Annotated in this window: 21 protein-coding genes; 15 read left to right on the top strand and 6 right to left on the bottom strand. The window is 60.0% G+C overall.

Features of this window, described 5'->3' with window-relative positions:
• The first annotated feature begins 42 nt into the window (after positions 1-42).
• The gene (locus tag ACT5M9_RS08825; protein ID WP_457981955.1) at positions 43-1,077 is read left to right on the top strand and encodes an ABC transporter ATP-binding protein; all 1,035 of its coding nucleotides are present in this window, start codon (positions 43-45) and stop codon (positions 1,075-1,077) included.
• Positions 1,078-1,158: 81 nt separating this feature from the next.
• On the top strand, positions 1,159-2,064 hold the full coding sequence (locus ACT5M9_RS08820) for a Dyp-type peroxidase (protein WP_457981956.1): 906 nt from the start codon (positions 1,159-1,161) through the stop codon (positions 2,062-2,064).
• 180 nt (positions 2,065-2,244) lie between these two features.
• Here the strand turns inward: ACT5M9_RS08820 and argR are convergent, their stop codons facing one another.
• Positions 2,245-2,715, bottom strand: coding sequence for a transcriptional regulator ArgR (argR, locus tag ACT5M9_RS08815; RefSeq protein ID WP_005308670.1), 471 nt, complete (start codon positions 2,713-2,715; stop codon positions 2,245-2,247).
• Positions 2,716-2,915: 200 nt separating this feature from the next.
• Here argR and ACT5M9_RS08810 point away from each other — a divergent pair, with 200 nt between their 5' ends.
• The 6 genes from ACT5M9_RS08810 (at position 2,916) to ACT5M9_RS08785 (ending at position 7,944) form a co-directional block, all read left to right on the top strand.
• Entirely contained in the window at positions 2,916-3,656 is a 741-nt protein-coding gene (locus ACT5M9_RS08810; RefSeq protein ID WP_438550680.1) for an ATP-binding cassette domain-containing protein, read from the top strand.
• A gap of 24 nt (positions 3,657-3,680) precedes the next feature.
• A complete protein-coding gene (locus ACT5M9_RS08805) occupies positions 3,681-4,421 on the top strand; it encodes a transporter substrate-binding domain-containing protein (protein WP_457981957.1) in 741 nt (246 codons plus the stop codon).
• Between the two features lie 3 nt (positions 4,422-4,424).
• Entirely contained in the window at positions 4,425-5,075 is a 651-nt protein-coding gene (artQ, locus tag ACT5M9_RS08800; protein WP_438550678.1) for an arginine ABC transporter permease ArtQ, read from the top strand.
• Between the two features lie 2 nt (positions 5,076-5,077).
• A complete protein-coding gene (gene artM / locus ACT5M9_RS08795) occupies positions 5,078-5,740 on the top strand; it encodes an arginine ABC transporter permease ArtM (RefSeq protein WP_457981958.1) in 663 nt (220 codons plus the stop codon).
• 242 nt (positions 5,741-5,982) lie between these two features.
• Positions 5,983-6,918 (top strand): malate dehydrogenase, encoded by a 936-nt coding sequence (mdh, locus tag ACT5M9_RS08790; protein ID WP_457981959.1) that lies wholly within the window; start codon positions 5,983-5,985, stop codon positions 6,916-6,918.
• A gap of 369 nt (positions 6,919-7,287) precedes the next feature.
• The gene (locus ACT5M9_RS08785) at positions 7,288-7,944 is read left to right on the top strand and encodes a tetratricopeptide repeat protein (protein ID WP_457982046.1); all 657 of its coding nucleotides are present in this window, start codon (positions 7,288-7,290) and stop codon (positions 7,942-7,944) included.
• A 76-nt stretch (positions 7,945-8,020) separates the two neighbouring features.
• On the opposite strand, the gene hmpA is transcribed toward ACT5M9_RS08785, so the two are convergent.
• The gene (gene hmpA / locus ACT5M9_RS08780) at positions 8,021-9,214 is read right to left on the bottom strand and encodes an NO-inducible flavohemoprotein (protein ID WP_457981960.1); all 1,194 of its coding nucleotides are present in this window, start codon (positions 9,212-9,214) and stop codon (positions 8,021-8,023) included.
• A gap of 111 nt (positions 9,215-9,325) precedes the next feature.
• On the opposite strand from hmpA, the gene ACT5M9_RS08775 reads away from it, so the two are divergent.
• Positions 9,326-9,793 (top strand): Rrf2 family transcriptional regulator, encoded by a 468-nt coding sequence (locus tag ACT5M9_RS08775; protein WP_349919680.1) that lies wholly within the window; start codon positions 9,326-9,328, stop codon positions 9,791-9,793.
• A 31-nt stretch (positions 9,794-9,824) separates the two neighbouring features.
• Here the strand turns inward: ACT5M9_RS08775 and ACT5M9_RS08770 are convergent, their stop codons facing one another.
• Together ACT5M9_RS08770 and ACT5M9_RS08765 are read right to left on the bottom strand one after the other, a co-directional pair.
• Entirely contained in the window at positions 9,825-11,105 is a 1,281-nt protein-coding gene (locus ACT5M9_RS08770) for an HlyC/CorC family transporter (protein WP_438550673.1), read from the bottom strand.
• 38 nt (positions 11,106-11,143) lie between these two features.
• Positions 11,144-11,935 (bottom strand): cytochrome C assembly family protein, encoded by a 792-nt coding sequence (locus ACT5M9_RS08765; RefSeq protein WP_438550672.1) that lies wholly within the window; start codon positions 11,933-11,935, stop codon positions 11,144-11,146.
• 346 nt (positions 11,936-12,281) lie between these two features.
• On the opposite strand from ACT5M9_RS08765, the gene ffh reads away from it, so the two are divergent.
• From ffh to rplS, 5 genes are all read left to right on the top strand, one after another.
• Entirely contained in the window at positions 12,282-13,658 is a 1,377-nt protein-coding gene (gene ffh, locus ACT5M9_RS08760; protein WP_457981961.1) for a signal recognition particle protein, read from the top strand.
• A 184-nt stretch (positions 13,659-13,842) separates the two neighbouring features.
• A complete protein-coding gene (gene rpsP / locus ACT5M9_RS08755; RefSeq protein WP_010673084.1) occupies positions 13,843-14,091 on the top strand; it encodes a 30S ribosomal protein S16 in 249 nt (82 codons plus the stop codon).
• A 24-nt stretch (positions 14,092-14,115) separates the two neighbouring features.
• Positions 14,116-14,637 (top strand): ribosome maturation factor RimM, encoded by a 522-nt coding sequence (gene rimM / locus ACT5M9_RS08750; protein ID WP_438550670.1) that lies wholly within the window; start codon positions 14,116-14,118, stop codon positions 14,635-14,637.
• Positions 14,638-14,671: 34 nt separating this feature from the next.
• Positions 14,672-15,418 carry a tRNA (guanosine(37)-N1)-methyltransferase TrmD gene (gene trmD / locus ACT5M9_RS08745; RefSeq protein WP_438550669.1) on the top strand — a complete coding sequence of 249 codons (747 nt, stop codon included), beginning with the start codon at positions 14,672-14,674 and terminating at the stop codon, positions 15,416-15,418.
• Positions 15,419-15,453: 35 nt separating this feature from the next.
• The gene (gene rplS, locus ACT5M9_RS08740; protein WP_005313505.1) at positions 15,454-15,801 is read left to right on the top strand and encodes a 50S ribosomal protein L19; all 348 of its coding nucleotides are present in this window, start codon (positions 15,454-15,456) and stop codon (positions 15,799-15,801) included.
• A 105-nt stretch (positions 15,802-15,906) separates the two neighbouring features.
• Here rplS and ACT5M9_RS08735 read toward each other — a convergent pair whose 3' ends face one another.
• Both ACT5M9_RS08735 and mutH read right to left on the bottom strand, forming a co-directional pair.
• Entirely contained in the window at positions 15,907-16,236 is a 330-nt protein-coding gene (locus ACT5M9_RS08735) for an isoamylase early set domain-containing protein (RefSeq protein WP_438550668.1), read from the bottom strand.
• Positions 16,237-16,319: 83 nt separating this feature from the next.
• Positions 16,320-16,994, bottom strand: coding sequence for a DNA mismatch repair endonuclease MutH (gene mutH / locus ACT5M9_RS08730; RefSeq protein ID WP_457981962.1), 675 nt, complete (start codon positions 16,992-16,994; stop codon positions 16,320-16,322).
• Between the two features lie 734 nt (positions 16,995-17,728).
• Between mutH and rppH the strand changes: the two genes are divergently transcribed.
• Positions 17,729-18,256 (top strand): RNA pyrophosphohydrolase, encoded by a 528-nt coding sequence (gene rppH, locus ACT5M9_RS08725; RefSeq protein ID WP_457981963.1) that lies wholly within the window; start codon positions 17,729-17,731, stop codon positions 18,254-18,256.
• The last annotated feature ends 4 nt before the right edge of the window (positions 18,257-18,260 follow it).

Genomic DNA, 18,260 nt, shown 5'->3' with positions numbered 1-18,260 from the left:
GCCCATGTCCGGTCTGGCGTCAAAGAACAAAGGAGACGAGCCTTGTCTTGCCTGAATATCGAGAAGGTCAGCTGCCACTACAACGGTCGCCCCGTGCTGGAGCAACTATCCCTGCGAGTGGCCGACAACGAGATCGTCTGCCTGCTCGGTGCGAGCGGTTGTGGCAAGACCACGTTGCTCAAGGCTGTAGCCGGCCTGCTGCCGCTGGTGCAAGGGGAGATCCGGCTCGGCGAGACCCTGCTGGACGGGCCGGGGACTAGCCTGGCGCCGGAGGCGCGCAACATCGGCATGATCTTCCAGGATTACGCCCTGTTTCCACATCTGACGGTGGCCGACAACGTCGGCTTCGGCCTGACCCGGCTCGATCGCAGTTCCCGCCAGCAGCAGGTGGAGGAGGCGCTGGCCCTGGTCAACCTGCAGGGGCTGGGGGAGCGCTACCCCCATCAGCTCTCCGGCGGTCAGCAGCAGCGGGTCGCCATCGCTCGCGCCCTGGTGTGCAAGCCGCGGCTGATGCTGCTGGACGAGCCCTTTTCCAACATCGACACCCAGGTGCGGATGAAGCTCATCCTCGAGATCCGCGCCCTGCTCAAGCGCCAGGGCATAGGGGCCATCTTCGTCAGCCACAGCAAGGAGGAGGCGTTCGCCTTCGCCGATCGGCTGGCGCTGTTTCGGGCCGGCCATATCGAGCAGGTGGGGGAGCCGGAGCGGCTCTATCGCCGCCCACAGAATCGCTTCGTGGCGGAGTTTCTCGGCGGGGTCAACTACCTGGCCGCCGAGGTGGTGGACGAGCGCTGTGTCGAGACGGCCCTGGGGCGGATCTGCGGTCAGGAGCCCCACGGCCGCGCCGTCGGTGAGCGGCTGCAGCTGATGCTCAGGCCCCAGCAGCTGGCGCTGACGGCGGCAGTCGAAGGGGGGCTGGTTATACGGGAACAGCAGTTCCTCGGTCACCACTGCCGGGTGCTGCTGGCGTGCGGGGAACAACTGCTGGAGGCCAGCACGGGGGAGCCCGTCGAAGGGGATAGGGTGAGGGTGACGGTCGCCCCCCATGCCCTGGTGCTGTTCGACTCTTTGCCCTGATAGCGATGTGAAATCAAGGAATTGACCCGGTTCCGGTTTATAATCCCGCCACGCCCTTAGCCAATGTCTTTGGAGAGAGAAATGAAAGCCCAAGCCGGGATCTGCGCAGAGCCGAATCTGCACGCCCTCTATCTGATGTTCAATCGCACCGGTGATGGCGCCGAGCTGGCGGCCCGTCTGGCCAAGCTGCCGCTGCTGTGGGATGCGGTGAGTGCCGACTTCCCCGATGCCGGTTTCAGCGGCCTGGTGGCCGTGGGCGCCGAAGGCTGGGATGCCATCTACCCGGCCGCCCGTCCGCCCCAGTTCCGTGGCTTTATGGCCCAGTCCGCCAATGGTCAGGAGGCACCGAGCACCCCCTTCGATCTCTTCGTGCAACTGCGCGCCGACCGGGTGGATGTGCTGCATCACGCCGGCCACCGCGTCATGGCGTTGCTGACGGGTCTGGTGGAGTTGGCCGAAGAGGTACGGGGCTTCCGCAACCTGGATTACCGGGATCTCACCGGCTTCGTCGATGGTACCGAGAACCCGCAGGACGGGCACAGGGCCGAGGTGGCACTGCTGGAGGGTGGCGAGTTCGCTGGCGGCTCTTACATCCACGTGCAGCGCTGGGTCCATGCCCTGACCGACTGGCAGAAGCTGGCGACCAAGGAACAGGAAGACATCATTGGCCGCACCAAGGTCGACAACATCGAGTATGAGTCCGCCGACAAGCCGCTGACCTCCCACATCAAGCGGGTCAACCTCAAGACTCCCAAGGGGGAGTCCATGGAGATACTGCGCCAGAGCATGCCCTGGGGCACCATGCAGGAGCAGGGGCTCTACTTCATCTCCTGCTGCCGCACCCCGCAGCACTTCAACGCCATGCTGGCGAGCATGTACAAGGGGGAGGGCAGCCACTACGATCACCTGCTGCGCTTCACCAAGGCGGTGACCGGGGTGGCGCTGTTCGCACCCTCGCAAGATTTCCTGCTGTCGCAGGGTAAATAACGGCGCGAACACGTTGAAGGAATGCGCCGACATACGGGCCCCGACCCCGTCGGCCCATCGCTGGCGCCGGGCAACAGAGCCCGACTAACCGTCAGGCGGCCAGCAGGCAGCCCAGATAACAAAAATCCCGGCCTAGGCCGGGATTTTTCGTTCAGGTCACGGGCCGGGAGGCCAGCCTGATCAGGGGGTCTGTTCGAACAGCTCGAGGGCCGAGAGATAGAGTTCCTCGATATCGGTGTCGCTGGTCGGTGTGATGAAGATGGTATCGTCACCGGCTATGGTGCCGAGGATCCCTTCGGCCTTGCCGAGGGAGTCGAGCAGGCGGGCGATCAGCTGGGCGGCACCTGGGCTGGTGTGGATCACCACCAGGGCGCCGTTGTGGTCGACGTCCAGTACCAGGTTCTTGAGGGGGCTGGAGGTGGTCGGCACACCCAGTTCCACCGGCAGGCAGTAGACCATCTCCATTTTGGCGTTGCGGGTGCGGACGGCGCCGAAGCGGCTCAGCATGCGCGAGACCTTGGATTGGTTGATGTTCTCGAAGCCCATCTCTTGCAAGGCGGTGACTATCTCTGCCTGGGAGCCAAAGCGCTCCTCTTTTAGCAGGGCTTTAAAGGCCTTGGCCAGTTTTTCTTGCTTGTCGTTATGTTTCATCTTGGACTCACGAATGAGGGGTGTGGCCGCCTGTCACGCTCAGGCGGCAGATACGAACAGCGCTGCTATTTTGCATTCATATGCCGGTTTTGGCAAGGAAGCGGCGCTTCTTCTGCATATTGATTCAAATATAGCTTGCATCCACTTATGCCGGCGCTAGAATCAGGACGAAATTTTGAAAACTTATTCAATTAGGTCGTATGGGTATTGAATTAATCGGCATCGAGAAATCCTGGCACAAGGTGCAGGTACTGCAGCAGGTCAGCTTCAAGACCGCTCCCGGCGAGACCTTGGTATTACTGGGCCCGAGCGGTGCGGGCAAGAGTTCGCTGTTGCGCATGATGAACCTGCTGGATACCCCGGACGCCGGTGTGCTGCGCATCGCTGACAGTGAATTTTCTTTCCCGAGCGACCTCTCCCCGGCTGAATTCAATCGCCAGGCCCAGGCCCTGCGTCGCAAGGTGGGCATGGTGTTCCAGCAGTACAACCTCTGGCCCCATCTCACCGTGATGGAGAACCTCATCGAGGCCCCGGTCAAGGTGCTCGGCATGAGTCGTGAGGCCGCCATCGAGAAGGGCAGTTATCTGCTGACCCAGTTGCAGCTCGCGGACAAGCGCGACGCCTGGCCGGCGCGTCTGTCCGGTGGCCAGCAGCAGCGGGTGGCCATCGCCCGCACCCTGATGATGGATCCCCAGGTGCTGCTGTTTGACGAGCCCACCGCGGCGCTCGATCCTGAAATTACCAAAGAGGTGGCGGAGATCATCCGCACCCTGAGCCAGACCGGCATTACCCAGGTGGTGGTGACCCACGAGGTGGAGTTCGCCCGCAAGGTGGCCAGTCAGGTGATCTATCTGGAGAAGGGGCGGATCATCGAGTCCGGTAGCGCCGCCATCTTCCAGGCCCCGCAAACCAGCCGGTTTGCCGAATTCTTGATGCATTGATATTGAATCGATAAGGAAGCTGTCATGAAAAAGAGTCTGTTGCTGGTTGCGGCCATGGGCCTGCTGAGCACCTCGGTGTTGGCCAAGGAGATCAAGTTCGCCACCGAGGCGACCTACGCACCGTTCGAATACCTGGATGACAAGAACGAGTTCCAGGGCTTCGACATCGACCTGGCCCGCGCCATCTGCGCCCAGGCCAAGCTGGAGTGCAGCTTCCACAACCAGGCCTTCGACAGCCTGATCCCGAGCCTGAAGTTCCGTCGCTATGACGCCGCCATCGCCGCCATGGACGTGACCCCGGAGCGGGCCGCCCAGGTCGATTTCTCCGACATCTATTACCAGAATTCCGCCGTGTTCGTGGCCAAGAAGGGCGCCTTCAAGGGGCCGGAAGAGATGGTCGACAAGACGGTCGGCGTGCAGAACGGCTCCTCTCACCAGTCCTATCTGGTGGATAACTGGATCGGCAAGGGTTTGCTGACCGTGCCGTACGCCAGCTACCAGAGCGCCTTCCTCGACATGATGAACGGCCGCACCGACGGCGTCTTCGCCGACACCGCCGTCGCCGCCGACTGGCTGAAGCAGCACAAGGATTACGGTGTGATAGGTTCCCCGGTGACTGACACCAAGTACTTCGGTACCGGCTTTGGCATCGCGGTGGCCAAGGACAATCAAGAGCTCTTGGGTCAACTGAACAAGGGGCTGGCCGAGATCAAGGCCAACGGCACCTATCAGAAGATCTATGACAAATACTTCGCGCAGCAATAAGCCATGTTGAGTCTGTTGTTGGATGCGGCCTGGATGACGCTGGGGCTGGCCCTGGCGTCTCTGGTGGGCGGCATGGTGCTGGCGCTGGGGTTCAGCGCCGCCGAGCTCAGCAAGCGGAATTGGTTGGTGTGGCCAGTGGCCACGCTGACCACCCTGATCCGCGGCCTGCCCGAGCTGCTGGTGGTGCTGTTCATCTACTTCGGCTCGACCCAGGTGCTGTTCCTCATCACCGGCGAGTACGTGGAGTTCAGCCCGTTCGCCTGCGGCGTGCTGGCGCTCTCCCTGCTGTTCGCGAGCTATGCCACCCAGACCCTGCGGGCCGCCCTCAATGCGGTGCCGGCCGGTCAGCGGCTGGCGGCCATGGCCCTCGGGCTTGGCAAGGGACACATCTTCTTTCGCATCGTGCTGCCCCAGGCCTGGCGTCACGCCCTGCCCGGGCTCGGCAATCAGTGGCTGGTGCTGCTGAAAGATACGGCCCTGGTCTCCCTGATCGGGGTGAACGAGATGATGCGCCAGGCGCAGATGGCCTCGGCCAGCACCTATGAACCCTTCACCTGGTATGCCGCAGCAGCCCTCATTTATCTGGCCATCAGCCTGGTGAGTGAGTTTGGCCTCAAGCAGGCTGCCCGCTATACCCGCCGCTACGGAGGCTGACCATGCAGGACTATCTCATAACCCTGCTGGGGGGGTTGGCCATCACCCTGCAGCTCACCGCGTTCAGCTTGCTGCTCGGCGTGCTGCTGGCCGCCGCCATGACCTGGGTGCTGGAGCGCCGCATTCCGGTCGCCACCCAGCTGGTGCAGCTCTGGGTGCTGATCTTCACCGGCACGCCCCTGCTCATACAGATCTTCCTCATCTACTACGGCCCCGGTCAGTTCGAGTGGCTCAAAGCAAGTCCGCTCTGGCCGCTGCTCAAGCAGCCCTGGTTCTGCGCCGTGCTGGCGCTCGGCTTCAACACTGCTGCCTATTCCACCCGGCTGTTCAAGGGGGCCCTCGACGCCATCCCCGCCGGTGAGGTGGAGGCCTGCCGGGCGCTCGGCTTCTCCGCCGGCCAGACCCTGTGGATGAAGACGCGCCATGCCGCCCGCCGGCTGGTGCCCGCCTACTCCAACGAGGTGATCCTGGTGCTCAAGGGGAGCTCGCTCGCCAGCACCATCACCATCATGGACATCATGGGGCTGGCCCAGCGCCTCAATGCCCAGACCTATGACACCCTGGCGGTGTTCACCGTGGCGGGCGCCCTCTACCTGACCATGAATGGATTGTTAACAATTGGTTTCCGCTGGTGCGAGCGCAGGGCTCTGGCATTCCAGGCATAAGGCAGTCGTTTTTACCTCTTAATGGTGAGGTGAGCACAGAAAATCTGTGCTTTTCCTCCCATTAATCGCATATTCCTCTCTGTTTTCCTCGTCGCTGCTCCCTGGCTCACAGAACCTGTGATTACAACTGTTATCAGATTGTTTTTTACCAGGGGATCCTTTAAGGTGATGCCCACAATAAGAAGCCGTCTTAATCCCAACAAGAAACAACCTTAAACCTACGCTTGAACATGGAGTTGATCATGAAAGTTGCCGTTCTGGGTGCCGCCGGTGGCATCGGCCAAGCCCTCGCTCTGCTGTTGAAAAATCGCCTGCCTGCTGGTTCCGAATTGAGCCTGTATGACATTGCCCCGGTCACCCCGGGTGTTGCAGCCGATCTGAGCCACATCCCGACTGACGTGAAAGTAAAAGGTTTCTGCGGTGAAGATCCGAGCCCGGCTCTGGTCGGCGCCGATGTCGTGCTGATCTCCGCCGGCGTGGCTCGCAAGCCCGGCATGGATCGTTCCGACCTGTTCAACATCAACGCCGGTATCGTCAAGAATCTGGTGGAGAAGTGTGCGGTCAGCTGCCCGAAGGCGCTGATCGGCATCATCACCAACCCGGTCAACACCACGGTCGCCATCGCCGCCGAAGTGCTGAAGAAGGCCGGTGTCTATGACAAGCGTCGCCTGTTCGGCGTCACCACCCTGGACGTCATCCGTGGCGAGACCTTCGTGGCCGAGGCCAAGGGCCTGAACGTCGACAAGGTCCGCATCAACGTGATCGGTGGCCACAGTGGCGTGACCATTCTGCCGCTGCTGTCCCAGATCGAAGGGGCCAGCTTCAGCGCCGATGAGGTCGCCGCCATGACCAAGCGCATCCAGAATGCCGGTACCGAAGTGGTGGAAGCCAAGGCCGGTGGAGGCTCTGCCACCCTGTCCATGGGTCAGGCGGCCTGCCGCTTCGGTCTGTCCCTGATCAAGGGCCTGCAGGGCGAAGCGAACGTCATCGAGTGCGCCTATGTGGAAGGCAACGGCGAGCATGCCACCTTCTTCGCGCAGCCTGTGCTGCTCGGCAAGAACGGCGTCGAGTCCGTGCTGGACTACGGCAAGCTGAGCGCCTTCGAGCAAGAAGCCATGAACAGCATGCTGGCCACCCTGAAGGCCGACATCCAGCTGGGTATCGACTTCGTCAAATAAGCCGTTTGAGTCGTCACAAGGGGAGCCTCGGCTCCCCTTTGTCATTTCTGGTGAGGGGCTAACGAAACGGGGGAGGCGGCCGATAACAGGAGGCAGCAGGAGATCCCTATGATAAAACCCAGTTCCCTCGTCGGCCTTATCTGTCTATGCAGCCTCCCCTTGCAGGGGGCAGAGAGTGTCTCGGCTGCCCCGGCCACCCTGAGTCCGGCATCCTCCGCAGCGCCTTCCCTGTCCGCGACACCGGCCTCGTCTGCCGTCTCGACGGCCTTGTCTTCCGCGAATGCTGCGCCAGCCCCCGTTGCCCCCAGCACGGACAATCTCGCCGCCCCCATTTCATCGCCCATCATGGCCCCCGGGGTGGCAGGAGCCATGGCGGCGCCCCCGGCTCCGGCCCAGGCCGCGCCGATCTCGACCCAGGCCCAGGCTTCGGCGCCACAGCCCAAGCCCGTCACTCCCACCCCCATCGCCACGGGTGAGCTGAAGGCGGTGCCGCTCTATCGGCAGGATGAGCTGCTCAACTGGATAGAGCAGGGGCGCCATCTGACCCAGGTGAAGCAGGACAGGTGCCAGCTGACCCAGGATATCGAGGCACGCGCCTCGGTGATGAAGATCCCGGCCTATCAGTTCCTGTGGGGGGACATGCTGGCCTGGGGGGTCTGCATCAAACCCGATGCCGAGATAGGGGTGCAATATATGCGGGAGGCGGCCAATCAGGGATTGGCGCCCGCGTTGGAGCAGCTCGGCCGCTATTACTGGAAGGGCATCCTGGTGCAAAAGGATCTGGTGCGCGCCGAGACCCTGATGCGGGAGGCGGCGAGCCTGGGTTTCTTGCGGGCACAGATCGAATGGGTTGAGATGCTGCTGCAGGGGATGGGGAGTCCGCTGGATTATGAGGAGGCCTATCACTGGCTGCACGGCGCCGTCATCGGCGACAAGGCGACGCACCAGAAGGCGGCCAGCCTGCTGAGTCGGCTCGGCAACCGCATGCCGGCCAATGCCATCGCGCGGGCCAAGGCGATGCGCTGAGCCTCTTTCTTGCCCTGCGGATACGACGAGGCCCACCCTGGCGGTGGGCCTCGCTGCATGTCAGGACCGGTCAGCTTCAGAGATCCTGATGGGGGCCGAACACCTCGTAATGCATCTTGTCGGCAGACACGCCGAGGCTGCTCAGCTGCCCCTTCACCGATTTCATGAAGCCGAGGGGACCGCAGAAGTAGAAGTGGGCATCCGCCGGGATGAGGCCGCTGACCCGTTCAATATCCAGGGTGCCGGCGAAGTCATAGTCCTTCCCTTGCTCGTCCTGCACCCCCGGCTCCCGATACCAGACCCGGCTCTCCAGCCTGACATGCTGCCGGCTCTTCTCGCGTATCTCCTCCTTGAAGGCGTGCAGGGCGCCGTGCTCGCAGGCGTGCAGCCAGCGGATCTCGGCGTCATGGCCGTTGGCCAGCAGCTGGTTCAGCATGCTCAGCATGGGGGTCAGACCCACACCGGCGGAGAGCAACACCACGGGCGTGCGGGTATCGGCCTGCAGGAAGAAGTCACCGGTGGGCGGCATCAGCGCCACCTCGTCACCGACTTGCAGCACGTCGTGCAGCAGGTTGGAGACCTGGCCTTCTGACTCGCGCTTGACGCTGATGCGGTAGTCACGGCCGTTGGGTGCATCGGAGAGGGAGTACTGGCGGATCTCCTGATACTCGAGTTCGGGGTGATTGAGCTGGATGCTGAGGTATTGGCCCGGCTTGAAGCGCAGCACGGCCTGGCCGTCTGCGGGGGCCAGCACGAAGGAGGTGATGAGCTCGCTCTCCTTGCGCTTCTCCCGAATGATGAAGGGGCGGGCACCTTGCCAGCCGCCTTGCTGCGCCGCCTTCTCCCGATAAATCTCGCTCTCGCGGCCGATGAAGATGCTGGCCAGCACCCCATAAGCCTTGCCCCAGGCGTCCAGCACCTCGTCGGTGACCGCTTCGCCACCCAATTCTTTGAGCGTGGCCAAGAGATGACTACCCACAATGTGATATTGTTCCGGTTGGATCAGGAAACCCGTGTGCTTGTGGGCGATGCGTTCCACCGCACCGGACAGGGCACCCAGGTTGTCGATATTCTTGGCGTAGGCCGCGACGGCGTTGAACAGGGCCAGGGGTTGGCCACCGCTGCGCTGGTGCGCCAGGTTGAAAATATCCTTCAGCTCGGGGTTGTGGCTGAACATGCGCTGATAGAAGTGCTGGGTGAGGGCGGGGCCCGCCGATTCGAGCAAGGGAATGGTACTTTTGATGACGGTGATGGTGGCTTGATCTAACATAGGGATCCTTTCTAATTGAACATCTAGAATGTCATTTAATAAGTGGCATCCTAGATGTTTAATTGATCTGAATCAATAACCAATTTTTCTGCGCTATGCGCCACAGGCATTATGAGACTGACTAGCTATACCGATTTTGGATTGAGAGCCCTGCTCTATCTGGCCACGCTGCCGGAAGGGGAGCTGTCGAGCGTGGCCAAGGTGTCCGCCTTGTACGACGTGTCCCGCAACCACATGGTGAAGGTGGTGAACCAGCTGGTGAAGCTGGGCTATCTGCAGTCCCAGCGCGGCAAGAACGGCGGGATCCGCATGGCCTGCGCGCCGGAGGAGGTGAACATAGGCCAGGTGATCCGGGCGCTGGAGGGCAACCTGGACGGCATCGACTGCAACTCGCCCGTCTGTCACATCGTCTCGGTCTGCCTGCTCAAGAGCGCCCTGAAGGAGGCGATGAACGCCTTCCTGGCGGTGATGGATGGCTACACCCTGAAAGACTTGCTGGCCAATCGCGACGAGCTGCAGCGGGTGTTTGGGGAGATGATCCCGACCCTGGTGCTGGAACCGGACGACGAGAACGAATGAGACGAAAAAGGCTGCCATCGGCAGCCTTTTTTCAATCCTCGTAACCCGACTCGTTACGGTATAGATGAGGCATGATCCGCGCCATTTTCACCATGTTGTTCTCCACTTCGAGGATCTCGATGGGATAGCCCGCGAGGCGGACGCTGATGTTGGGTTGGGGGATCTCTTCCAGGTATTCCAGGATGGCCCCGTTGAGGGTACGTGGGCCGTCCATGGGCAGATGCCAGTTCATCTCCTTGTTCAGCTCGCGGATATTGGCTGAGCCTTCCACCAGGAAGGAGCCGTCGGGCTGGGGATGGATCTCGTCGCTCGGCGCCGGCGCCATGGAGGTGGTGAAGTCCCCGACTATCTCTTCGAGAATGTCGTCCAGGGTGATCAGCCCCTGAATATCCCCGTATTCGTCGACGATCAGCCCGATCCGCTCCTTGTTGCGCTGGAACTTGGCCAACTGCACGTTGAGGGGGGTCCCTTCAGGAATGAAGTAGATGGGATCCACTTCCCGGAGCAGGCTGGACTTGCTGAACTGATCCCTGGCCACCAGTCTGAGTGCATCTCTGACGTGAAAAAAACCGACAACATCGTCGATGTTGTCGCGATACAGCAGGATCTTGGTGTGAGCACAGTGGGCCAGCTGGCGCAGTATGGTCTTCCAGTCATCGTTGATGTCGATGGCGGAGATCTCGTTGCGCGGCACCATGATGTTCTCCACCGTCATCTTGTCCAGATCCAGGATGCTGATGAGCATCTCCTGATGACGCTGGGGAATGAGGCTGCCCGCCTCGTTCACTATGGTGCGCAGCTCCTCGGTGTTGAGGGAGTCATCCTTGCGGTGATCCAGCCGCATCAGCTTGAGCAAGAGGTTGGTGATGCCGTTGATGAGCCAGACGAAGGGGGAGAGCGGCACCATCAACCCCTTGAGTACCCAGGAAGCGGGATAGGCGATACGCTCAGGGAACATGGCCGCCAGGGTCTTGGGGGTTACCTCCCCGAACACCAGCACCACCAGGGTCAGGCCGAAGGTGGCGATGGCGACGCCGAGATCCCCGAACAGCCGGATGCAGACTATGGTGGCGATGGCGGAGGCCAGGATGTTGACCAGGTTGTTGCCGATGAGGATGAGACCGAGCAGGCGATCCGGCCTCGCCAGCAGCTTCTCAACCCGGCGGGCGGCCTTGTGCTTGGTCTGGGCCAGATGCCGCAACTTGTAGCGGTTGAGGGACATCAGACCGGTTTCGGAACTGGAGAAGAAGGCTGACAAGAGGATCAAGATAACGAGCACAATCAGCAATGTACTCGTTGAGATACTGTCCAAGAAGGGCTCCTGTTGAATGATGGGGGAGGGCCGAGCCGTCAGCTCAGCAAGACTTCCTTGACGAAGCGGCTGCCAAAGTAGGCCAGAGTCAGGATGACGCTGCCGATGAGGCTCAGCGTGATGACCTTGCGGCCGCGCCAGCCGCGGGTATGGTGGCCCCACAGCAGCAGCACATAGACGCACCAGGCCAGGATCGAGAGCACCGCCTTGTGGGACTTGCCCTGAGCGAACATGTCCTCGAGGAAGAAGAGGCCGGAGGCGATGGAGAGGGTCAGCAGGAAGAGGCCGGCCGAGATGAGCTGGAACAGCCGTCGTTCCACCGTCATCAGCGGAGGCATGGCAGGCAGGCTGCTGATTTTCCTGGATTTAAGCTGTCTGTCCAGACAGGCGAGCTGAAGGGCAAACAGGCAGGCGATCATCAGCACCGAGTAGGCCATCAGGGCCAGACCTATGTGCAGCAGCAGCTGGGGATGGGCTTCCAGATGGGTGATGTAGCGACCCGGAATGAGGGCGCTCGCCGCCAGCAGCAAGGCGGAGAAGCTGTAGACCACGGGGAGCAGGATCCAGCCGTTGAAGCGGCGGGTGACGCAGGTCATGAAGCAGCTGATGATGAGGCTGACCAGGGAGGCGACGTTCAGCATGCTGAGGTTCTGACCCGACTGGGTGGCCAGGACTTCGCTGCCGACCGCGACGCCATGGGCTGTCAGGGCCAGGCCGACACAGGCGAACAGCGAGACTTGCCCGACGGGTTTGGCGCTGAGCAGCAGGTGCAGCGAGGCGATGATGGCCAGCAGATAAAACGCCAGGGCCAGGATGGAGATCACGATCATAACCAGGTCGTTGTTAGGCAAGCTTTATGGAATAAGAGAGGCAGTATACCTTGCACAAGATATGCTCGCCAGTTGTGCTGCCGCCGATCTGCCCATATAGCTGCCGCCGATCTGCCCATATATAGGCAGGATTCGGGGGCAACCGCAGAGGGCTGGCCACAGCCGTGCGGTGAATAATCGTCCTTACTGGACTGTGTTAGGTATGAGGTATAATGCCCCCCGATTTATTACTTGCTGCGCTTGCTTGTAAGCCGGTCGCCATCGCTCCTTGCGGTGAATAATCGTCCCACAGGGCTGACTGGGGTATAATGCCCCCCAATTGTTACGCCAAGAACCGGAATGCGTCATGTTTGAGAATTTGACTGAACGACTCTCGCGCACCCTGCGCAATGTCAGTGGCCGTGGTCGACTGACCGAAGAGAACATCAAGGATACCTTGCGTGAAGTGCGCATGGCGCTGCTCGAGGCGGACGTCGCCCTGCCGGTCGTGCGTGACTTCGTGGCGCGGGTCAAGGAGCGGGCGGTCGGCCAGGAAGTGGCCAAGTCCCTGAGCCCGGGTCAGGCCTTCATCAAGATAGTCCACGGCGAACTGGTCTCCGTGATGGGGGAGGCGAACGAGCAGCTCAATCTCGCCGCCCAGCCGCCGGCCATCATACTGATGGCGGGTCTGCAGGGGGCCGGCAAGACGACTACGGTGGGCAAGCTGGCCAAGCTGCTCAAAGAGCGCAGCAAGAAGAAGGTGCTGGTGGTCAGTGCGGACGTTTACCGTCCGGCGGCCATCAAGCAGCTGGAAACCCTGGCGGGCGACATCGGCGTCGACTTCTTCCCGAGCGACGTGACCCAGAAGCCGGTGGCCATCGCCACCGCCGCCATCGATCAGGCGCGCAAGAAATTCTATGACGTGGTGATCGTCGATACCGCCGGTCGTCTGCACGTCGACGGGGAGATGATGGCGGAGATCCAGGATCTGCACGCCACCATCAAGCCGGTCGAGACCCTGTTCGTGGTGGACGCCATGACGGGTCAGGATGCCGCGAACACCGCCAAGGCGTTCAACGAGGCGCTGCCGCTTACCGGTGTGATCCTCACCAAGGCGGACGGCGATGCCCGCGGCGGTGCCGCCCTGTCCGTGCGCCACATCACCGGCAAGCCGGTCAAGTTCATCGGTATGGGGGAGAAGACAGACGCGCTGGAGCCCTTCCACCCGGACCGTCTTGCCTCCCGTATCCTCGGCATGGGGGATGTGCTCTCCCTCATCGAGGAGGTGGAGCGCACCGTCGATAAAGAGAAGGCCGCCAAGCTGGCCAGCAAGGTCAAGAGCGGCAAGGGCTTCGATCTGGAAGACTTCCGTGAGCAGCTGGCCCAGATGCGCAACATGGGCGGCATGATGGGCATGCTCGACAAGCTGCCCGGCATGTCCGGCCTGCCGGACAACGTAAAGGATCAGATGGATGACAAGCTCACCGTGCGCATGGAGGCCATCATCAGCTCCATGACCCCGAAGGAGCGCGCCCATCCCGATCTCATCAAGGGCTCTCGCAAGCGCCGCATCGCCGCCGGCTCCGGCATGCAGGTACAGGACGTGAACAAGCTGCTCAAGCAGTTCACCGAGATGCAGCGCATGATGAAGAAGATGTCCGGCAAGGGCGGCATGCGCAAGATGATGGGACAGATGAAGAACATGTTGCCGCCGGGCTTCGGTGGCGGTCGCGGCCCCTTCTAATCCCAGGGGGACAGCCGGCAATGCAAGGGCTCACCAGAGGTGAGCCCTTTTCATTCTCATCCTTGTGCAAAAAGTGGCTGGCTTGGTTGCAATTATTACGAATCCAAGTAGAATTATGCGGCTTATTTTAAGCTAGGGTCCGCGTATTTGCGGGCCTTGTTCATTAGATGTTTATGAGGACGATATGGTAACCATTCGTTTACAACGTGGTGGCGCGAAAAAGCGTCCGTTCTACCAGGTAGTAGTTGCTGACAGCCGTAACGCCCGCGACGGTCGTTTCATCGAGCGCGTTGGTTTCTTCAACCCGGTTGCTGCTGGTAACGCTGAAAAGCTGAACCTGGACCTGGCTCGTATCGAGCATTGGGTTGCTACTGGTGCCGCTGTTTCTGACCGCGTTGCCAAGCTGATCAAAGACGCTGCTAAAGCTGCTTAATCAGCCAAACGGTAGGGAGTTAAGGTGGAAAAACCTGTAGTTCTGGGCACCCTGGGCACCGTTTACGGTATCAAGGGCTGGCTTAAAGTGAACTCCTTCACCGATGTTGCCGAAGCGATTTTCGATTACAACCCCTGGCTGATCAATCAGAACGGGGCGTGGCGTGAGATCCGGGTTTCGGCTTGGAAACGTCACAACAAGGGTCTGATCTGCAAGCTCGATGGTATCGATGTGCGCGAGGATGCCCTGGCATTGACCAACGTCGAGATTGGCGTTAACGCTGATCTGTTGCCCGCGTTGCCCGAAGGTGAATTCTACTGGCGTGACCTCATCGGTTGCACCGTAAAAACCACCAAGGGATACGACCTGGGCAAGGTGACCGAATTGATGGAAACCGGCTCCAACGATGTGTTGGTGGTTGAGGCCAATGTAAAAGATGCCTTCGGTGCGAAGGAGCGGTTGATTCCGTTCCTGGAAGAGCAGGTGATCAAGCATATTGATCTGACTGCTCGCACAATCGAAGTTGATTGGGATCCTGGTTTCTAGTTTCCCGCGCTAACACGGGTGCCGGAGGTTTCTTATGTGGATTGGGGTGATCAGCCTCTTCCCGGAAATGTTCCGAGCCATTACCGAGCACGGGGTAACGGGTCGGGCCGTCAAGAGTGGCCTGCTGCAGATTGAGTGCTGGAACCCCCGGGACTTCACCCACGACAAACACCGTACGGTCGATGATCGTCCTTATGGTGGTGGGCCCGGCATGTTGATGATGGTTCAGCCGCTGCGTGATGCGATTCACGCGGCCAAGCAAGCGGCGGGAGACGGGGCGAAAGTCATCTATCTCTCCCCTCAGGGACGCAAGCTGACTCAAGCGGGCGTAACCGAGTTGGCGACGAATCAGAAATTGATTCTGGTAGCCGGTCGATACGAAGGTATCGATGAACGCGTGATACAAACCGAAGTCGACGAAGAGTGGTCTATCGGGGATTACGTGTTAAGTGGTGGCGAACTGCCTGCCATGACCCTGATCGATGCGGTTTCGCGTCTGGTCCCCGGGGTCTTGGGCGATCAGGCCAGTGCCGAGCAGGACTCCTTCACGGATGGCCTGCTGGATCATCCCCACTACACTCGGCCGGAGTTGTTGGATGGATTGGCGGTGCCCGAGGCGCTGACAAGCGGCAATCACGAAGTGATTCGGCGCTGGCGACTCAAGCAATCGCTCGGACGAACCTGGCAGAGAAGGCCGGAACTTATTAACAACCTAGCTCTGACTGACGAGCAAGAAGTACTTCTTGCCGAGTATGTCCGCGAAGTGCGTGACAGCGTTTAGTAGAGTTTTCAGTTTATCCTAGGTAAGGAAAGACAATGAGCAAGATTATTCAGCAGCTTGAACAAGAGCAACTGCGTACCGACATCCCGGCTTTTGCCCAGGGCGACACCGTACGTGTTCAAGTTCGTGTTAAAGAAGGTGGTAAAGAGCGTCTGCAGGCTTTCGAAGGCATCGTGATTGCCAAGCGTAACCGCGGTCTGCACTCTGCTTTCACCGTTCGCAAGATCTCCAACGGCGAAGGTGTTGAGCGTGTATTCCAGACTCACTCTCCGCTGATCCACAGTGTAGAACTGAAGCGTCGTGGTGATGTTCGCCGCGCCAAACTGTACTACCTGCGCAACCTGTCCGGCAAAGCTGCTCGTATCAAAGAGAAGCTCAACTAATTCGATTCGAATTGGTGTCGGTATGTCGACGAATAGCTCGACAGGTAGTGAAAAGGCTCGCCATTGGCGAGCCTTTTTTGTCTCTGCGGTGCGGCAACCCGAGCTTCAACTCGGCTGGCTGACCCGCACCACCGAGTTGTCCCGCCCGAAGGGGCCGGGCACATAGTCATCCGCCGCCCAGTCGTTGTCGTAATGGGTCTCCCCATCCGGCTGCACCAGCTGATAGCAGAATTCGAAATGGCTGGGGCCATCGGTGGGCAGGTTGAGGGTGGTCTTGAACTCCCCACTCTTCATCCGTTTGAGTTCGATGGGGTGCCACTGGCTGAACTCCCCCAGCAGCCAGATCTGCTCCGCCTCACCGGCGGCCTCTTTTTCCACTGCAAAGGTCACCTTGACCTCGGGACGGGACTTGAGAAACTGCTTGTTGATCGGCATAACGCCTCCTTGTCATTGACTGCGAAGAAAGTACTGCTGGTTGTTTTTATACCAGCTTATGACAGGAATGTTGATAGCCAGGGTCAAATGGGCAGGGCGAAGTGGCGTTGCAGCAGGCCGTGGGTGAAGCCTATCTTGAGGTAGAAACCCCGTGGCAGGGTCTGGATCGGTTGGCCGTTGCGGCCGATGGCGCGGGTCAGCGCCTTGTTGTTGGCCGCCTTGGGGCGCAGCTGCATGACCTGGCCATGGCGAGCGCTGATCTGCTCCACCTCCCCCAGCACTATCATGTCCATCAGCTCTTCCCAGTCCTGGCGCAGCAGGTCGTCCTCCTCCTCGCTCGGACTCCACAACAGGGGCATGCCGATCCGGCGCTCGCCGATGGGGATCTCGCGACTGCCTTCCACCGGGATCCAGAGCACCCGTGACAGCTTGTTGCGCACGTTCGACTCCTCCCAGCGCTGGCCGCTGACACCGATGAGGGGGGCCACACAGACGAAGGTGGTCTCGAGCGGCTTGCCCGCCGGATCCACCGGGATCGTCTTGAGCTCTATGCCGAGATCCGGGAAGTCCTGCTCCGGCTTGCTGCCCGCGCTGGCCCCCAGCTGCCACTCGATCAGCTGGCCGACCCAACCCTTGTCGCGGCGCAGATCCCGCGGCACCGGGATCCCGGCGCTGGCCGCGAGCTGGGCCAGCGGCAGGCCCGCCATGGCATAGGCGCGGGTCAGCAACTCTTGCTCTGACTGGGGATTGCTGGGCATCTGGGGCTCCTGATCCGGGGCGCTCACTCCAACTCCTGGGATCCGGCGCGAGGATCGCTGTTTTTGTAACCGATCCTCGCCCGGCTATGCACAGGGGGGGAATGAATGCCGATAATGATTTATCTGAATGATTTTAAAGGGAATTGATGATTTTTTCCAGTTCTGGAAAGTACAGGATCCCGCTGGAAATAAGTTGTCCAAGGGTTTGGCCTGGCTGTTGCACATAGTTATCCACAGAAATCTTGGATAACTGGCATAAAGGGATCAATCCTGGGCCATGGATAGAAATAAATGTGAGAACCCACCGATTTTACCCGCCATATCGGTGCAGATAATGCACCGAGCTTGTGGATAAACTAGCCTTGGTGGATCTTTGAGCAGCGGAACTTGTTCACAAATACCGATGAGGATCCTCGACCCCAAAAGACATGGATCTTGATCCAGCACTTAAATATTAACTATATGTATTTAAATGAATATTTTGTTTTTTCATAGTTGGGGTATGATAGCGACTGATTTGGCACCCTGAGAGAAAAGTACTGTATATACCTGTTTGATCACAGGTTTATGCACAACCTGGGTGGGCAACTTGGTGAACTGATGTCGTAAATTTGTTTATAACTTGGCTTGAAATGGCAAGTTATTCATGAATGTAAGATGACAGTCCCTGTTTGCTGCCACGGGGTGAATGTGGAACAATCCCTTTATAGATTCAGCCTTTATATGGTGATCACGTGATAGATGGCGACGGATTTCGTCCCAATGTCGGCATCGTGATCTGTAACCGTGACGGACAAGTTTTGTGGGCTAAGCGCTATGGGCAGCACTCCTGGCAGTTCCCGCAGGGGGGAGTTGATGATGGTGAATCGCCGGAACAGGCCATGTATCGTGAGCTGTATGAGGAGATAGGCCTCAAGCCCGACGATGTGACCATCTTGGCGACCAGCCGCAACTGGCTGAAGTACCGCTTACCCAAACGACTCGTTCGCTGGGACAGTTCACCGGTCTGTATTGGCCAAAAGCAGAAGTGGTTTTTGTTGCAGTTGAACCCGGGCAAGGAGTCCAGGATCCAGTTTGGCTGTCATGGCCATCCGGAATTTGACGACTGGCGCTGGGTCAGCTTCTGGTACCCGGTGCGCCAGGTCGTCTCCTTCAAGCGGGAAGTCTACCGCCGGGTGATGAAAGAGTTTGCCCCGCTGGCGATGCCGGTGCCGGTGGTGCAGGTTAATCGAAAGGATGGGCGGCGTAACCGCTCTCGCTAAGGAG

The sequence above is a fragment of the Aeromonas sp. AE23HZ002T15 genome (genome assembly GCF_054165525.2).
Note: the sequence above shows the minus strand (reverse complement) of the source record. Positions and strands in the feature narration are given on the sequence as shown.

Bases quoted from the DNA above. Each gene is read 5' to 3' on its own strand.
- ACT5M9_RS08820 (WP_457981956.1), top strand. From the start codon at position 1,159: ATGAAAGCCCAAGCCGGGATCTGCGCAGAGCCGAATCTGCACGCCCTC.
- argR (WP_005308670.1), bottom strand. From the start codon at position 2,715: ATGAAACATAACGACAAGCAAGAAAAACTGGCCAAGGCCTTTAAAGCC.
- ACT5M9_RS08810 (WP_438550680.1), top strand. From the start codon at position 2,916: ATGGGTATTGAATTAATCGGCATCGAGAAATCCTGGCACAAGGTGCAG.
- ACT5M9_RS08805 (WP_457981957.1), top strand. From the start codon at position 3,681: ATGAAAAAGAGTCTGTTGCTGGTTGCGGCCATGGGCCTGCTGAGCACC.
- artQ (WP_438550678.1), top strand. From the start codon at position 4,425: ATGTTGAGTCTGTTGTTGGATGCGGCCTGGATGACGCTGGGGCTGGCC.
- artM (WP_457981958.1), top strand. From the start codon at position 5,078: ATGCAGGACTATCTCATAACCCTGCTGGGGGGGTTGGCCATCACCCTG.
- mdh (WP_457981959.1), top strand. From the start codon at position 5,983: ATGAAAGTTGCCGTTCTGGGTGCCGCCGGTGGCATCGGCCAAGCCCTC.
- ACT5M9_RS08785 (WP_457982046.1), top strand. From the start codon at position 7,288: ATGGCGGCGCCCCCGGCTCCGGCCCAGGCCGCGCCGATCTCGACCCAG.
- hmpA (WP_457981960.1), bottom strand. From the start codon at position 9,214: ATGTTAGATCAAGCCACCATCACCGTCATCAAAAGTACCATTCCCTTG.
- ACT5M9_RS08775 (WP_349919680.1), top strand. From the start codon at position 9,326: ATGAGACTGACTAGCTATACCGATTTTGGATTGAGAGCCCTGCTCTAT.
- ACT5M9_RS08765 (WP_438550672.1), bottom strand. From the start codon at position 11,935: ATGATCGTGATCTCCATCCTGGCCCTGGCGTTTTATCTGCTGGCCATC.
- ffh (WP_457981961.1), top strand. From the start codon at position 12,282: ATGTTTGAGAATTTGACTGAACGACTCTCGCGCACCCTGCGCAATGTC.
- rpsP (WP_010673084.1), top strand. From the start codon at position 13,843: ATGGTAACCATTCGTTTACAACGTGGTGGCGCGAAAAAGCGTCCGTTC.
- trmD (WP_438550669.1), top strand. From the start codon at position 14,672: ATGTGGATTGGGGTGATCAGCCTCTTCCCGGAAATGTTCCGAGCCATT.
- rplS (WP_005313505.1), top strand. From the start codon at position 15,454: ATGAGCAAGATTATTCAGCAGCTTGAACAAGAGCAACTGCGTACCGAC.
- ACT5M9_RS08735 (WP_438550668.1), bottom strand. From the start codon at position 16,236: ATGCCGATCAACAAGCAGTTTCTCAAGTCCCGTCCCGAGGTCAAGGTG.
- mutH (WP_457981962.1), bottom strand. From the start codon at position 16,994: ATGCCCAGCAATCCCCAGTCAGAGCAAGAGTTGCTGACCCGCGCCTAT.